The organism is Bacillus sp. 5RYD7K (assembly GCF_059831465.1).
In genome coordinates, this window is record NZ_CP191200.1 from 3,537,432 (window position 1) to 3,553,194 (window position 15,763).

Here is a 15,763-nt window from a genome sequence, read left to right on the forward strand (position 1 = left end):
CCTCTTTCTCTCATGAGAAAGAGGCTTTTTTGTTACATCTCACTTAAAGGAGGAGACTTAATGACTACAATCAAAACTTCAAATCTCGGTTTTCCGAGAATCGGCTTGAACAGAGAATGGAAAAAAGCGCTTGAGGCTTATTGGAAAGGAAACACTGATAAAGAAACGTTTCTTAAAGAGCTTGACGGTTTATTCTTATCAGCTGTCAAAACACAGCTTGACCAAAATATCGATATCGTGCCGGTCTCTGATTTTACTCATTATGACCATGTGCTTGATACCGCCGTCAGCTTTAACTGGATTCCGGAAAGATTCCGCAGCATCACGGATCCCGTTGATACATATTTCGCGATTGCCCGCGGTGTTAAAGACGCCGTTTCCAGTGAAATGACAAAATGGTTCAATACCAACTACCATTACATCGTTCCTGAATATGACGAAAGCATTGAATTCCGTCTGACGAGAAACAAACAGCTTGACGACTACCGCCGGATCAAAGAAGAATTCGGAGCGGAAACGAAACCTGTCATTGTCGGTCCGTATACATTCGTCACACTTGCGAAAGGATACGAAGAATCAGAGGCGAAAGCGATTCAAAAGCGCCTTGTTCCTCTTTATGTACAGCTGCTGAAAGAGCTTGAAGCAGAAGGCGTCAAATGGGTTCAGATTGATGAGCCAGCCCTTGTGACAGCCTCAGCTGAAGATGTCCGCGCCGCAAAAGAACTCTATGAATCTATTACAAAAGAGCTTTCAGGGCTGAATGTCCTCCTGCAGACATACTTCGATTCGGTTGATGCATATGAAGAACTCGTTTCGTATCCTGTACAGGGAATCGGGCTTGATTTCGTGCATGATAAAGGCAGAAACCTTGAGCAATTGAAAAAGCACGGCTTCCCGAAAGATAAAGTGCTGGCAGCCGGTGTGATCGACGGCCGAAACATTTGGAAAATCGATGTTGAAGAAGGCCTTGATGCGGCTTTGGATATCCTCAGCCACGCTGATGTTGAGGAGTTATGGATTCAGCCTTCAAGCAGCCTTCTGCACGTGCCGGTGGCGAAACACCCTGATGAGCATCTTGAAAAGGATTTGCTGAACGGCCTGTCATACGCTAAAGAAAAACTGGCGGAACTCGGCGTCTTAAAAGAAGGGCTTCTGTCCGGCAAAGCGGCCGTCAGTGAGCAGATCGAAGAGTCAAAAGCGGCACTTAAAGCTTTGAAAGCATTCGCAACAGGAGCGAACTCAGCTCAAAAAGAAGAATTGAATCAGCTGACAGAAAAAGATTTCTCCCGCCCTGCAAGCTTTGAAGAACGATTGGCGCTGCAAAATGAATCACTCGGTCTTCCCCTTCTGCCGACGACGACGATCGGAAGCTTCCCTCAATCTGCAGAAGTGCGGAGCGCACGGCAAAAATGGCGGAAAAAAGATTGGACGGATGAACAGTATCAAGCGTTTATTAATGCGGAAACGAAGCGCTGGGTTGACATTCAGGAAGAAATCGGCTTAGACGTGCTCGTTCACGGAGAATTTGAACGGACGGACATGGTCGAATACTTCGGTGAAAAACTGGCCGGGTTCGCCTTTACGAAATATGCATGGGTGCAGTCTTACGGTTCACGCTGCGTACGTCCGCCTGTCATTTTCGGTGATGTCGAATTTATCGAACCGATGACGGTAAAAGATACGATCTATGCCCAATCGCTGACAGAAAAGCACATGAAAGGCATGCTGACGGGACCTGTCACCATTTTAAACTGGTCATTCCCGCGCGTGGATATTTCAAGAAAAGAAATCGCCTTCCAGATCGGGCTTGCCCTCAGAAAAGAAGTAAAAGCGCTTGAAGATGCCGGTATTCAGATTATCCAAGTGGATGAACCCGCGCTCCGTGAAGGCCTGCCGTTAAAAACGCAGGATTGGGATGAATATTTAACTTGGGCAGCAGAAGCTTTCCGATTAACGACGTCTTCTGTGAAAAATGAGACGCAGATTCATACGCATATGTGTTACAGCAACTTTGAAGATATTGTCGATACGATCAATGACCTTGACGCTGATGTCATCACAATCGAACACAGCCGAAGCCACGGAGGATTTTTAGAATATCTGAAAGATCATCCTTACGTGAAAGGCCTCGGACTCGGTGTATACGACATTCACAGCCCGCGCGTGCCGGCTACTGAAGAAATCTATCAAATTATCGATGATGCGCTTGAAGTGTGTCCGACAGACCGCTTCTGGGTAAACCCGGACTGCGGGCTGAAAACAAGACAGCAGGAAGAAACCGTTGCGGCATTAAAAAATATGGTCGACGCTGCGAAACAGGCGCGAAAAAAACAAGCTCAGCTTGTATAATGAAAACAGCCATCCCTAATGTGCGGATGGCTGTTTTTTTGAGCATGTTACTTATTCTTCAGCGCCTCTGCAAGTTCACTCAGTGAATCATGCTGCTTAATTTGATAGCCCCGCCCTTCTTTCTGCAAATACCCTTTTTGGCAGAATTGCGTCAGCACATGCAAGAGATGACGGTAAGATACACCTAAATAATCACAAACCGTTACGTGCTTCTCTTTATAAAATCCTTCATACGCCGTCTGCAAAATAAAATCAGCAAGCCGATTTTCAACCGGGAACGCCAGACTTTGTGAATACTTTGAAGCCATAAGCGTTGCCTTATCACTTAAAAACTTAGCCAATTCACGCAGAAAATTCGCATCCTGCAGCAATTGCCCGCGGCAGCGGCAAATTGGCAGAGCGAAACAAACAGTCTTCGCTGAGGCCTGAATGCCTTTTGTGTAATATACTTCATGTAATAGTTCCATCTCTCCGATGTAATCATTTTTGTTGATAAAATTAATTAACGATACTTTTCCGTTTTGATGGGTTACATATATTTTCGCTTTTCCTTCAATCACGTAAAACAGGAAGTCCGGCCTCATGCCCTCTTGAATCATCCATTCATCCCGCTGATATTCCCGCACCTCCATATACTCTTCAGCGGGAAAAGAAAATAAATGCGCGATTGAGTGTTTTTCTATCTGATGCCGTTTTTTCTCACCTTTATAAATTTCCATCGTCCACCCCGAAATATATGAGATATCTCATATTATCTTTACGTTTTACATGATAACATGCCAATGAAAAGGAGGAACGGGAATGAACGCATATCGCTGGATGAGTCTGCATTTTTTTAGCTTTTTTATGACATGGGGGATTTTTCTGCCCTATTGGACGGGATGGATGGTTCATATAAAAGGGGTTTCCGTATCCGAAGCCAGTTTCATTATGAGCTTAGGTCTGGCGGCAAGAGGAATTTCCACATTGTTTTTCTTTCCTTATTTATCCGGAAAATTCAGCAGCAGAGCCATATTGAACGGAGCCAGAATCGGTACGCTTCTTGCGCTTTTATGTTATATTCCGGCTGACTCTTTTCAAAGCCTGCTTCTTGTCACATTAGGGCTGCATGTGTTTTATCCGGCTTTGATGCCTGCTTTGGACAGCGCTTGCGGCGTTTTGGTACAGCATAATGAATTAAGAGATTACGGAACCAGCCGGCAATGGGGGTCCGCCGGATTTGTTTCAGCCGGCGTCATCCTGTCCGTCTTTACAGGTATATTTGGAGATCAAGTGATTTTATGGGCACTGCTTTTGAGCACTCTGATATTCGTATGCCTCAGCTTTATGCATGCGCCCGCTGTTCTTTCAAAACGGCCGGAAACAGATTGTACAAAAAAAGAGGGCATGCTTGCCTTATTCCGCATCAAACATTTCGGTCTGGTGCTCGCAATCGTTATCTTGCTGCAGGCGGCACATGCGTCTTATTACAATTACGGTTATCTCTTTTTGCAGGAAATCCATGCACCCGCATATGCAATCGGAATCATCATCAACATCGCCGTTATTGCGGAGATCATTTTCTTTGCAATCGCTGACCGATGTTTTCATCAATTTACGGCTGGTGCTTTGCTCGCTTTGGCTGCGCTTGGTGCAACCGTACGCTGGATACTCGTATTTGCCTTTCCGCATGTCATCATTTTCTGCCTCGCGCAGACGCTGCATGCCTGTTCATTCGCGATGGGACACTATGCATTTATGAAATATTTAATTAAACATATTTCCCCTGCGCAAGTCCCGAAAGCCCAAGGCATATATTCAGCGCTTGCGCTCAGCTGGAGCACTGCGGTATTTACTGTTTTCGGAGGTTTTTTATATGAAATTGAACCCCGGTACGCCTTTATCGGAATGATTGTTTGTACGATCCCCTCTATGCTTCTTGCCCTTTTATACAGAAAACTGGAAATGAAAAAGAGAGTTTTTGCAGGACATGCACAAGATATATAGACAAAGTTTCTTTATATATATGATCCCATTTCCGGCTGTTATTTTGACTGATTTGCCAATGTTTTAAGATGTATCTTCCGCTATAGTTAAAGTAATCGATCAACCGAGGGGGATTTGAGATGAATCAGCATATTTCATTTTTAAAAAGGGCGGTCACGCTGGGAGTTGAGAGCGTGGATGAAGGCGGAGGGCCTTTTGGCTGCGTCATCGTTAAAAACGGCGTCATTATCGCCGAAGGGCGGAACAATGTGACATCCAGCAACGATCCGACAGCCCATGCTGAAGTAACGGCGATCCGGAATGCGTGCCGGACACTTCAAACATATCAGCTTGATGATTGTGTGATTTACACAAGCTGTGAACCCTGCCCTATGTGTTTAGGCGCCATTTATTGGGCGAGGCCAAAAGCGGTATATTTCGCATCCAGCCACTCAGATGCTTCTGACGCAGGCTTTGATGACACCTTCATATATGAAGAAATCAAGAAACAGCGGACGGAGAGATCAATTCCTTTTTATCATCTCAGCTTCTCCGATCATACCGCGCCCTTTGACGTCTGGAAAACTTCCGCCCGCAAAAAAGTATATTAATCCAGAATAACCTGCTCACAACGCAGGTTTATTTTTCGTGAACGCAATTGATTCATTAAGGTCATTCTTTCAGAAAAATGGACAGCACAAGTGAATATATTGATACAGTACTGCTTTACGCTTTTTTTCGGGGACTTCATACGTAATGAAGACATTTTCTGTCAACTCATAAGGAGGGACATTGTGTCACAGCCTAATTTACCTAACATCACCCCTGTCGTGACCCATTCCAGAGACGATACCATTGACCTTCTTCTTTCATCAATTGCTATGGAAGAGCTGGGAATGGCACATATTCTGAATGCGGAAGGAGAAATAATCCAATATGCGCTCGGAACGATTCCCGGGTTAACAGGGCCGCCGTCAAGTCTTGCGGATATTTTGAACTTGAATGAGAGCGTCCGTCATACGCTTGACAGTTTAATGAAACAGGAGCTTCTTCTCGGCTCAAAATTGGACAGTATCTCAAATATCTCTGCACTGGCGGGGCCGACCGGGATTACCGGGGTCACTGGCACTACTGGAGAAAATGGACCGATAGGAATTACTGGAGCTACAGGGGTCCCCGGGCCCACAGGCAGCACTGGTGCTGCCGGAGCCACCGGACTGACTGGACCCACTGGTATCACTGGAGCCACCGGCGCTGCGGGTGTTACCGGAACAAGTTTAACGGCGACTTCCGGATTTGCAAGTAATACGGGCGGCGGTGTTGTCGCTGTTGTTATCGGCGGCACAGCCATTTCCTTGCCGAATGATCAAAACCTTTCCGCAGATATTACGGCTAAATGCTGCTAATACTATGTTTACCGTTGCGCCGGCAGGGCGGTACTATATCTCCTACCAGATTAATTTAGCAGCCGGCCTGCTTGTAAGTTCACGGGTCCTGATTAACGGCGCCCCGCCTGCAAGTTCAATTATTGCACCTGCCGTGTCATTGGCAAACTTCAACAACTCCTTCATTGTGAATTTGACAGCAGGCAGCACCATCCAGCTTCAGCTGTTCGGATTATTAGGTGAGGCGGCATTGCTCGGAGGAAGTGCCGGTGCGGCGTTGAACATTATTCGATTATGTTAACGGAACAAAAAAAGGATCAGGCGTTTGTCCGCTGATCCTTTTTTAATTGTGTCAGAAGTTCTTGTGCAGGTTTAAATTGAGGATTAGATTTCACGGATTTTTTGGCGTAAGCGACGGCCGTCATATCATGGTTTAATGCAGCATGGCATTTCGCCATATGATAAAAAGCTCTGAAATCGCCGGCACCTTTTAAATGTAAGTGGCCAGCATTTTCTTCTTCAATCTTCGTTCCTTTTTCAAATGCTTTGATAGCCGCTCTGTACTTTTCCAAATGATATAATATAAGGCCCTTATAATAATGAAGATTGCAGTAATCAGGATAAAGCCTGAGCACCTTGTCAATCCCTTGCTCCGCTTCTTCATACCGTTTGAGTTCAAGCAATATTGTATATTTTAAATGATACAAGAGAGACGGAGGCATTCGTTTTTCACTTAAAAATTGAAAAATTGAGCCGTTGACAAGATGTAATGCTTTTTCATAGTCTTTTATTCTATAGCATTCGCTTGCCAAATGATAAATAAGCCACGGATCCGGATTTTCCTCTGAAAGCTCTTCATTTAAAATGCTGATATTCCGTTTATGTTTTTGTTTGATCTTTTCTTCCTGCTCCAAATAACCGTAGTGATGAATCACACAAGGAAGCGTAAAAAAAGCATTGTTTTCTTCCTCATTGGAAGAGGTGATATTTTCGTGTATTCTGCCTTGATACAGAAGGCCTTCATGATTACGGAACAGTCTCGGCTGCATGCTTTCAAACGCTTCATTTTCATCCAGCTGCTTCCCCGTGTAATTGATGATTTTTAAAAGTCCCCGGCTCGGTAATTCATCATGAAGCAGCGAAGTGATAAAGCGGCCGCTCTCCTGATCGAGCTCTTCATCCGCGTCAAGCATTAAAATCCAATCCCCTTCTGCATGCTGCAGGCCGTAATTTCTCGCCTTGGCGAAATCATTCTCCCATTCTAAATCAAACACTCTGGCCTGAAAACTTTTGCAGATATCTTTTGTATTATCTTGTGATCCGGTGTCTACAATGACGATCTCGTCCGCAATATCTTGTACACTTGATAAACACCGGGAGATATATCTCTCCTCGTTTTTTACAATCATGCAAAGCGTCAGTTTACATTCAGCATTTCCGCTCATGTTCTCACCTTTCCCGCTTTTGGAGTTGTTGATTGAACCAAGGCTTTTCAGGTGTGCCGTTCATCGTTACGAAGACAGGCCGCCCCCATCTGACGGCAGGTTCGGCAGATGATTCCGGATCCCATTCCCGAAGCTGCCTGACCGCCCGTTGCGTAATGGGATGCGTCCGGAATTCTGGCGGGCTTTCAGAAATGAATTTTTTCGTTCGTTCCGTCACTGTCTTCATTTCATGAAAGTGCCGCTCATACATCCGCTTCTGCTCTCTTTCCATGCTGATCATTAAAAACAGACGCCCGCCTGTTTCCGCCTGCCAGCGGCACAATGCGGAGAACAGCCTGATTTCTTCTTTGTAATTTGAATCCTTTCTTTTATCAACGGTCACAGCTAATATATGTAACAGCGCAATTGTGAGACAATGCATCGCTTCAAAAGATGTCTGTTTCGCTTTTGAGAGGCTTTGATACGGCATATGCTTCACCCATCTCTTCCTTTATGAACGCTCCCCGCCTTTCCTCCTCCATTCGCATTCCTCACAATCCTCGCACTCACAGCAGCCAATGCGGCCGTAAAACAGACCGTCGCACGGATCTTCGGGCGGAGGATTCGGAAAACGCGGATCACATGAGTCGCTTGGATTGTCGCACGTGTCATCCGGATCATCACAATCCCAAGGTTCATCTGGGTCCCGCGGGTCATCCGGATCATCACGATCGCAGGGTTCATCTGGGTCCCACGGGTCATCCGGGTCATCAGGATCGTCCGGGTCACTTGGATTGCTTCGGTCGTCAGGATCCATGCAGGCTTCAGAATCCTGTAAGTAGATAATGTCCTCAAGCTTCGTCTGCAAAAGGAGCTGGGATTTCATGACTGTGCGCAGAAGCCGTTCGGTGCTTCGATTGATGGCTGACAATTCCCCCAGAGAAGGATCACAGGAAGCGCCGAGAAACGTTTGAATTCGATCTGCTTCCGCCTGCAGAATATGGGATAGTCCGATTTCTTCCATAGCCACAGATGAAAGAAGGAAGTTCAAAGTCTCACATTTGGAGAGTGTAATGTCGGGGGTGATGTTCGGGATATTTGGAAGAGACATCGATTTCTCCCTCGTTTCTCTTGGTGTCATTATGCAAAAGTGCTATATCGTATTCTTATTCCGGCGGAGAAGAGTTCATTACTGATGTTTTCGTTAATAAAATATCCCGGATTTTATATCCGGGATATTCGTTCGTTTAATTATTTGAGTTCAAGTTTTACGTCAACATTTCCTCTTGTCGCTTTTGAATACGGACAGAACTCGTGAGCGGCGTGTACAAGCTTCTCCGCCGTTTCTTTATCAAGGTCTTTTGTATCAATGACGAGCGTTACGCCGATTTTGTATCCCCCGTCACTCTCATCTTTTAAAAGGCTGACCTGCCCTTCAATTTCAGAGGTCATGTCGATATTCTGTTTTTTGGCGGCGAGCTCAAGCGCTCCCCCGAAGCAGGCAGCATATCCTGCCGCAAAAAGCTGTTCAGGGTTTGTGCCCGTTTCTCCGTCTTTTTTTGCATTCGGCATGATGATGTCAAAATCCAGCACTCCGTCTTCGGATTTAATATGTCCTGACCGTCCGCCGACTGCGGTCGCTTTTGCAGTAAATAATGCCATAATTATCAGCCTCCTCATTGTACTTATTGTTTATATTACCCATGCTCATATTTTTAAACATATTAGAATAGGAAATGGGCCGTTTTTCGGCTACAATAGGGGTAACGTTAACAAACAAAGAGTTGGTGAAGAAGTTATGGCAGAAAAAGAATTTGAACATATGAAACTGGAGAATCAGCTTTGCTTTTTGCTGTATGCAAGCTCAAGGGAAATGACGAAACGGTACAAGCCGCTGCTTGATAAGCTCAATGTGACCTATCCGCAATATTTGGCGCTTCTTTTATTATGGGAGCATGAAGAACTGAATGTAAAACGGATGGGTGAGCTTTTGCACCTGGATTCAGGAACGCTGACACCGATGCTGAAACGGATGGAGCAGCGCGGAATCATTATAAGAAGGCGGTCGCCTGAAGATGAGCGCTCCGTGACGATCAGGCTGACAGATGAAGGATGGGCCATGCAGAAAACGGCGGCGGATATTCCCATTGCCATGCTGGAACAGACAGGACTGTCAAAAGAGGAATTAAAGCAGGTAAAGCAGTCGCTTTATGAGGTTTTGAAAACGCTGCACGGCGTAAAATAAGGATGCCCCGAATGGGCATCCTTATTTTTATTCTGCTGCCAGAAGCTTTACTTCTATATTTCCTGCCGTCGCTTTTGAATACGGGCAGACACCGTGCGCTTTTTGGATAAGTGCTTCAAGCTCCTGTTTCTCAATGCCGGATGCTTTAACCTCAAGCGTAACGCCGAGTTTATATCCTTGATCTGCTTCATCTTTCAGCAGACTGACATGCGCAGTGACTTCTGTTTCAATACTCAGGCGCTCTTTTCTCGCTACGAGCTGAAGGGCGCTGTCAAAGCAGGCTGAGTACCCTGCAGCAAACAGCTGTTCAGGGTTTGTGGCGTGTTCAAGACGTTTCGCTCTTGGCGTTCCCGGCATGGCAACATCAAGATTCAGCACACCGTCAGAAGACGTGACTTTTCCCTCCCGTCCGCCGGCGGCTGATACTGTTGCTGTAAATAATGGTTTTGTCATGTGAATTCACCTCTTTTATATTTTGTACAATTAAATTTTACACAATATATAGGGAATCGTCAATCTTTCTGTATAAAAAAAGCCTACCCTTTTTTCAGGATAAGCTTAAGAGACTATACTCGGATTTGTCCGTTTCCTTTGATGATGATTTTTGTAGATGTTAACGCCGGAAGCCCCATCGGCCCTCTCGCATGAAGCTTTTGCGTGCTGATGCCGATTTCGGCTCCATATCCGAATTCAAAGCCGTCTGTAAACCGGGTTGAAGCATTATGATACACGGCAGCGGCGTCTACGGCTGTCTGGAAGTATGCGGCATGCTCGCCGTTTTCCGTCAGAATGGCTTCTGAATGGTTTGTGCCGTACTGCTGAATATGGCGGACCGCCTCCTGTACGTCCTGCACCGTCTTCACACTGAGAATCGGCGCCAGGTATTCCGCTCCCCAATCGGCTTCTTCGGCTTGTTTCGCTGCAGGCTCCAGTCCGCAAATCACCTGATCTCCGCGAAGCTCCACCCCTTTTTCTGTCAGCTGGCGCAGCAGTTTTTGCCCGTGTTCTTTCGCCCATTTTTCATGAATCAAAAGAGATTCAATCGCATTGCAGACGGAAGGACGCTGTGTTTTGGCGTTGATGACGACTTCGCTTGCCATATCTGGATCTGCTGACTCATCTATGTACACGTGGCAGTTTCCCGCTCCGGTTTCTAACACGGGTACGGTGGATTCTCTGACCACAAGATCAATTAAATTTTTGCCGCCGCGCGGGATCAATACATCCAGACCGTCATTTAATGTAAAGAGCTGTTTCGCGGTTTCTTTGCTTGTATCTTCTATGAGCTGAACGGCATCAATCGGAAGCTTTGACAGCCCGAGTGCGCGTTTCATCACACTGACAAGCGCTATGTTGCTGTGGATGGCTGAGGAACTTCCTCTGAGGACAACCGCGTTTCCGGTTTTCAGGCAGAGTGTGGCAGCATCTACGGTAACATTCGGTCTGGCTTCATAGATCATGCCCACTACTCCGAGGGGCACGCGGATTTTTTCAATGAATAATCCATTCTCTTTTTGAATGGTCTCCAATGATTCACCGACGGGATCTTCAAGACCGATTAACAGTTCCACAGCGTCCGCGATATCGAGCAGGCGTTTTTCATCAAGAGTCAGCCTGTCAATAATGTCAGGTGTCAATCCTCTTTTCTGTCCTGCTTCAATGTCTTTCTGATTCTCTGTTAAAATCAGCTGCCGTTCATTTCTGAGTCCGTCTGCGATACATTGGAGCGCTTCGTTTTTTTCAGCCGTCGTTTTCATGACCATTTCGGCAGCGGCTTCTTTTGCCAAAGCCGCTTTTTGCAATACTTCACTCATTTGTTTTCCCCCTCGTCAAATAAATTCACCCAATCATCTCTGTGAATCACTTCCACCTGCTTCGTGCCCGGAAGCTGATCGCTCCGCTTCCCTTTAGCTTCTAAAATCTCATCGGATGAGTAAAGCGTCTGGCCTTTTCCGATGATGCCGCCGGGCCCTCTGACTTCCACCACAGCCCCTTTCGGAAAACTGCCGCAGACATCGGCGACACCGGCCGGGAGCAGACTTGATCCGTTATGGATCATCGCCTGCTCCGCTCCCCCATCAATGATGATTTCCCCTGATATCGGGGAATGAAACATGATCCATTGCCGTGTATTATTCACTGAGGACAGCTCTTTATCGCCGATATATGTGCCGTCACCTTTTCCGTCTAAAATCACCCTCAGTTTTTCCCGTCCGGAGCCGGTGCCGATAAACACCTTCACTCCGAGCGACAATGCGGTCTGGGCGGCGAGAAGTTTTGACTTCATGCCGCCTGTGCCGACCTTTGAGCCGGTTGATCCGGCATACCCGAGCAATTCAGGTGTGATGTCATTCAGATAGTCAAACCGCTTTGCGTCCGGGTTTTCATTCGGATTGGCATCGTACAGGCCGTTAATGTCTGTGAGAATCATTAATTGGTCTGCATGAATCAAACCGCTCACAAGCGCCGACAGCATGTCGTTATCACCGAACGTTAGCTCTTCGACAGATGTGGAATCATTTTCATTGATAATCGGCACGACTCCCCGCTCCAGCAGCTCCATTACCGTAGCGTACGCATTTCTGTACCGCTCTCTTTTTGAGAAATCATTTCTTGTTAATAGAATTTGCGCCGGCGTCAGTCCGTATCTTTTTAAATGGTCCATATATTGCTGCATTAAAAGCGTCTGGCCGACCGCGGCAGCCGCCTGCTTTCCTTTTATCGTAACGGGGCGCGACGGATAGCCGAGAGCGGCAAAACCCGCGGCCACAGCGCCTGAGGTAATGAGAATGACTTCATGCCCGTCTTCTTTTAATAATGAAATGGCTTCCGTATGCTCTTTGATTTTGGTTTCATCAATGCTTCCGTTACTGTTGGTGAGCGAGCTGCTCCCGATTTTCACAACAATTCTTTGCTTTTTCATCGTTTCTCCTCCGTGGCAATCAATCCAAACCGGCTTTCTTCAATAAAAAAAGCCCATTCCGTCCTGAAAAATAAGGACGAAATGGGCTTTCCGTGGTACCACCTTGTTTGAACGCGTTTTGCACGCGTCCCGCTTTCCTGTAACGCCAGGTTATCGCGCCTGAGTTTTCCCCTCAGGACTCCAAGGCAGGTTCGGCAGGTTTCATGCGGCAAAATGTTTCAGCGGGCCATTTTGCTCTCTGTCACAGAAATTTCTGCGTACTGATCCTCTTCAACGCTCAATGATTTTTTTATATTATGCAAAGAAAAAAGGTTCTTGTCAAGACATTTTTATCCATAAAAGCAGCCCGCCTCCCCAGCGGGCCGCTATCAATTAAATACGATCGTTTTGTTTCCGTGAACGATGACACGGTCTTCCAAGTGCCATTTTACGGCTCTCGCCAACACGCTGCGCTCAATGGTTCTGCCGATATTCTTCAGATCCTCCGCGTGATCTCTGTGATCGACGCGTTCAATATCCTGTTCAATAATCGGGCCTTCGTCAAGATCGTCCGTCACATAGTGAGATGTCGCCCCGATTAATTTCACTCCGCGCTCATAAGCCCGTTTATACGGATTAGCGCCGATAAAGGCCGGCAGGAATGAATGGTGGATGTTAATAATCCGATTCGGATGGGCAGATACAAAATCTGACGTCAAAATCTGCATGTAGCGGGCAAGAACGATCACATCAATCTCATACCGCTCCAGCAGCTCAAGCTGGCGCCGCTCCACTTCGGCGCGGATGTCTTTGTTAGCTTTCATGTAATGGAACGGAATATTCAGCGGCTCGACCACTTCTTTCGCCTCTTCATGGTTGCTGATGACGACAGCAATTTCGGCCATCATATTGCCGCTTTGCCACTCCCAAATGAGTTCATGAAGGCAGTGCAGCTCTTTGGATACAAAGATTGCCACGCGCTTCAGCTCACTTGCCAGAGAGAGGCTCCATGTCATGCCGAATGTCTGGGCGATTGAGGCGAACGCCTGCTTTAAATCCTCTTTTTTCTCACGAATGCCCTTGCAGTCGAATTCAATCCTCAGAAAAAAACGTCCGCCTTCAGGGTCAGTCGTATATTGATTTGATTCAATAATATTCGCGCCGTGGTCAAACAAAAACGCGGACACAGCCGATACAATTCCCGGCTGATCGGGGCAGCTGACAAGCAGGCGCCCTTTTTCCTCATTCCCGTCGCGGTATTCTTTCAGCCGCTGTGTCATATATGAATTCATATGCTTTAATCCCTCGTATCTTCATAATTCGTAACTTATTATAGATTATACTGAAAATTTGATAAAAATCAATTTATGATAGAATTTTCAGCCCTACGGCGGCGCACAAAATAAGCGCAATGAAAAAGATGCGCTTCGCATCCTTCTGCTCGCCGTAGAAAAGAATGCCGGCTAAAGCGCCGCCCGCCGTGCCGATACCGGTCCAGATCGCATAGGCCGTTCCCATCGCAATCGTCTCCATCGCATAAGAAAGCAGGGAAAAAGAAGCCGCGAATCCGACGATAATGAAAAGAATCCATTTGACTTTCTTTTCTTTTTGGAATTGATTCATTAAAATGACCCCGAGCATTTCACAAAGGCCCGCGGCTATCAGGCTGATCCAATGCATTACGCGTTCTCTCCCTTCGTCTCAGGCTCATCCAGTGTGACCAGCTTTAATCCGATGACACCGATCAGCAAAACGCCGATCAGCACGATTTTCACCGGATCGGCCTGCTCTTTGAAAAGCAAAATTTCACTAAGCACAGTGCCCGCTGTCCCGAGTCCGGTAAAGACCGCATATACCGTTCCAACGGGCAGGCTGTTTGTCGCCTTGATTAATAGATAAAAACTGATGATGATTCCCATAATTGTGGCGCTCCACGTCAGTGCCGAATCAGCATGTTTCAGGCCGGTGACCCATACCACTTCAAATACTGCCGCTATGACCACTAAACCCCATTTCATGTTTTTCACCCTTTCTGTTTCCGGACAATACAAAAAGCCCGGATAGTCGTCTCACATGAGATTGACTCTCCCGGGCTTTTTTCCCTCCGTGTGCATATGCGGGAATATGTCCGCATATGTGTTTTCTCTCGGACCAGGCCATGTATGAACATGCGGAACCCTAGAAAACATGTCTGTTCGTATCATACTACATTTCGCCGAAACGTTCAACGCCAGATGTGATATCAAAAACCGTCAGCTGCCTCTCCCATTTGTTAACAGTCTCTCCTGGCACCATGCCGATTTTTTCCGCGACGCGGACGGAAGCAAGATTATCCGGGTCAATCAGCGCCGTGATGCGTCCGTATTGCTGTGTATGAAAACCGTAGTCCAGACAGGCTTTTGCAGCCTCCGTCGCATAACCGCATCCCCAGAGGCTGCGGGCAACCATATAGCCGATTTCCATCAATGTGTTTCCGTTTACCGTCTGCGGAACGATTCCGCATTGACCGAGAAATGCGCCCGTCTCTTTATCCTCTGCGATCCAAAGACTGACGCCGTATCCTTTGGCCAGCCGTTTGTTCCAGGCAATCCATTCCTTCGTTTCACGCCTGCTTTTAAGAGAAGGATAATATTTCATGACCTCTTTGTCGGTAAACAGCCCGTACAAATTGTCTTCATCGTCATCCCGCATAGTCCGCAGGCGGATACGCCCGGTTGTCAGGATGGTGCCGGAAGATTTATGTTTCATCATACACGCCACGCTCCTTTCCCTGTAATAGATTATGGATCCGGCAGGAAAAGTCCTTTTTCAGCGTAAAAAAACCGCCTTTTTAAAAAAGCGGTTTGACGATTGATTACCAGGGCTTATCTGTTCCAAGCGCCTCAGCCAGGGCCTTGCTGTGTGTTAAGCGGTTTTTTCGTTCTCCGGCGCGCTGAACGGCCGTCTTGTGAAGCATGATTTCTTCCTCGGTTTCAGGCACGATCCGCGGAACGGCCACCGATTTCCCGTTTGAATCAAGCGCGACGAATGTCAGAAACGATGTTGCCGCAAGCTCGCGTTCACCCGTCATCAGATGCTCTTTAATGACTTTGACAAACACCTCCATAGACGATGTGCCGACCCATGTGACGTAGGATTCAAGACATACGGAATCCTGTTGGCCGATCGGGCGCAAAAAATCTACAGAGTCCATTGAGGCCGTGACTGTTTCACATCGGCAGTGGCGGGCCGCGGAAATTGAGGCGATATCATCTATGTAGCTCATCAGCTTTCCGCCAAACAGCGTATTGTGATTATTCGTATCGAGCGGAAAAACCCTGCTTGTCTTGACAACCCTTGTTTCTTTGCAAAACCTTGATTCTGGCAACTTCATATGATTTAAACTCCCCTTTGTGTCTGGTCGTACTGCATCTGTACTTTATTAAACAATAATTTGACCATTTTGTCTAAAATTTTAAATGTTAAGTTGGTTAGATATTCTATCAGAAATGTT

The 15,763-nt window shown here is 46.7% G+C and carries 17 protein-coding genes, 1 pseudogene, 1 riboswitch and 1 other annotated feature; of the genes and pseudogenes, 5 read left to right on the top strand and 13 right to left on the bottom strand.

Going from position 1 to position 15,763, the window contains the following annotated elements; translation table 11 throughout:
* The first annotated feature begins 60 nt into the window (after positions 1–60).
* Complete coding sequence (metE, locus tag ACQE26_RS17150) at positions 61–2,349, top strand: 5-methyltetrahydropteroyltriglutamate--homocysteine S-methyltransferase (RefSeq protein ID WP_500470141.1); 2,289 nt, start codon at positions 61–63, stop codon at positions 2,347–2,349.
* Positions 2,350–2,396: 47 nt separating this feature from the next.
* Here the strand turns inward: metE and yeiL are convergent, their stop codons facing one another.
* Positions 2,397–3,068, bottom strand: a complete 672-nt coding sequence (yeiL, locus tag ACQE26_RS17155; protein ID WP_500470142.1) for a transcriptional regulator YeiL — start codon at positions 3,066–3,068, stop codon at positions 2,397–2,399.
* 82 nt (positions 3,069–3,150) lie between these two features.
* Here yeiL and ACQE26_RS17160 point away from each other — a divergent pair, with 82 nt between their 5' ends.
* From ACQE26_RS17160 to ACQE26_RS17170, 3 genes and pseudogenes are all read left to right on the top strand, one after another.
* Positions 3,151–4,335 carry an MFS transporter gene (locus ACQE26_RS17160; RefSeq protein WP_500470143.1) on the top strand — a complete coding sequence of 395 codons (1,185 nt, stop codon included), beginning with the start codon at positions 3,151–3,153 and terminating at the stop codon, positions 4,333–4,335.
* A 119-nt stretch (positions 4,336–4,454) separates the two neighbouring features.
* Positions 4,455–4,925, top strand: coding sequence for a nucleoside deaminase (locus ACQE26_RS17165; protein WP_500470144.1), 471 nt, complete (start codon positions 4,455–4,457; stop codon positions 4,923–4,925).
* A gap of 183 nt (positions 4,926–5,108) precedes the next feature.
* Positions 5,109–6,000, top strand: a pseudogene (locus ACQE26_RS17170) (BclA C-terminal domain-containing protein).
* Between the two features lie 16 nt (positions 6,001–6,016).
* Here ACQE26_RS17170 and ACQE26_RS17175 read toward each other — a convergent pair.
* From ACQE26_RS17175 to ohrB, 4 genes are all read right to left on the bottom strand, one after another.
* Positions 6,017–7,144, bottom strand: a complete 1,128-nt coding sequence (locus tag ACQE26_RS17175) for a glycosyltransferase (protein ID WP_500470145.1) — start codon at positions 7,142–7,144, stop codon at positions 6,017–6,019.
* A 4-nt stretch (positions 7,145–7,148) separates the two neighbouring features.
* On the bottom strand, positions 7,149–7,613 hold the full coding sequence (locus tag ACQE26_RS17180; protein WP_060965048.1) for a hypothetical protein: 465 nt from the start codon (positions 7,611–7,613) through the stop codon (positions 7,149–7,151).
* Between the two features lie 21 nt (positions 7,614–7,634).
* Positions 7,635–8,234, bottom strand: a complete 600-nt coding sequence (locus tag ACQE26_RS17185; protein ID WP_500470146.1) for an alpha-helical endospore appendage domain-containing protein — start codon at positions 8,232–8,234, stop codon at positions 7,635–7,637.
* A gap of 140 nt (positions 8,235–8,374) precedes the next feature.
* The gene (gene ohrB, locus ACQE26_RS17190) at positions 8,375–8,785 is read right to left on the bottom strand and encodes an organic hydroperoxide resistance protein OhrB (protein ID WP_060962978.1); all 411 of its coding nucleotides are present in this window, start codon (positions 8,783–8,785) and stop codon (positions 8,375–8,377) included.
* 136 nt (positions 8,786–8,921) lie between these two features.
* Here ohrB and ACQE26_RS17195 point away from each other — a divergent pair, with 136 nt between their 5' ends.
* Positions 8,922–9,368, top strand: a complete 447-nt coding sequence (locus tag ACQE26_RS17195) for a MarR family winged helix-turn-helix transcriptional regulator (RefSeq protein WP_047475364.1) — start codon at positions 8,922–8,924, stop codon at positions 9,366–9,368.
* A 27-nt stretch (positions 9,369–9,395) separates the two neighbouring features.
* On the opposite strand, the gene ACQE26_RS17200 is transcribed toward ACQE26_RS17195, so the two are convergent.
* From ACQE26_RS17200 to ACQE26_RS17235, 8 genes are all read right to left on the bottom strand, one after another.
* Entirely contained in the window at positions 9,396–9,821 is a 426-nt protein-coding gene (locus ACQE26_RS17200; protein ID WP_049628340.1) for an organic hydroperoxide resistance protein, read from the bottom strand.
* A gap of 113 nt (positions 9,822–9,934) precedes the next feature.
* Positions 9,935–11,182: a glutamate-5-semialdehyde dehydrogenase gene (proA, locus tag ACQE26_RS17205; protein ID WP_500470147.1), complete on the bottom strand. Its 1,248-nt coding sequence runs from the start codon at positions 11,180–11,182 to the stop codon at positions 9,935–9,937.
* A complete protein-coding gene (proB, locus tag ACQE26_RS17210; protein ID WP_438421733.1) occupies positions 11,179–12,291 on the bottom strand; it encodes a glutamate 5-kinase in 1,113 nt (370 codons plus the stop codon). The genes proA and proB overlap by 4 nt, the downstream gene beginning before the upstream one ends.
* A gap of 69 nt (positions 12,292–12,360) precedes the next feature.
* Positions 12,361–12,574, bottom strand: a binding site (T-box leader).
* 85 nt (positions 12,575–12,659) lie between these two features.
* Entirely contained in the window at positions 12,660–13,562 is a 903-nt protein-coding gene (gene purU / locus ACQE26_RS17215) for a formyltetrahydrofolate deformylase (RefSeq protein WP_016936403.1), read from the bottom strand.
* Positions 13,563–13,635: 73 nt separating this feature from the next.
* Positions 13,636–13,950, bottom strand: a complete 315-nt coding sequence (locus tag ACQE26_RS17220) for a DMT family transporter (protein WP_003154765.1) — start codon at positions 13,948–13,950, stop codon at positions 13,636–13,638.
* On the bottom strand, positions 13,950–14,288 hold the full coding sequence (locus ACQE26_RS17225) for a DMT family transporter (RefSeq protein ID WP_500470148.1): 339 nt from the start codon (positions 14,286–14,288) through the stop codon (positions 13,950–13,952). The genes ACQE26_RS17220 and ACQE26_RS17225 overlap by 1 nt, the downstream gene beginning before the upstream one ends.
* Positions 14,289–14,353: 65 nt before the next feature.
* Positions 14,354–14,463, bottom strand: a riboswitch (guanidine-I (ykkC/yxkD leader).
* A gap of 12 nt (positions 14,464–14,475) precedes the next feature.
* Positions 14,476–15,021: a GNAT family N-acetyltransferase gene (locus tag ACQE26_RS17230; protein WP_060962983.1), complete on the bottom strand. Its 546-nt coding sequence runs from the start codon at positions 15,019–15,021 to the stop codon at positions 14,476–14,478.
* A gap of 103 nt (positions 15,022–15,124) precedes the next feature.
* Positions 15,125–15,643 carry an acyl-CoA thioesterase gene (locus tag ACQE26_RS17235; RefSeq protein WP_438421729.1) on the bottom strand — a complete coding sequence of 173 codons (519 nt, stop codon included), beginning with the start codon at positions 15,641–15,643 and terminating at the stop codon, positions 15,125–15,127.
* Between the last annotated feature and the right edge of the window lie 120 nt (positions 15,644–15,763).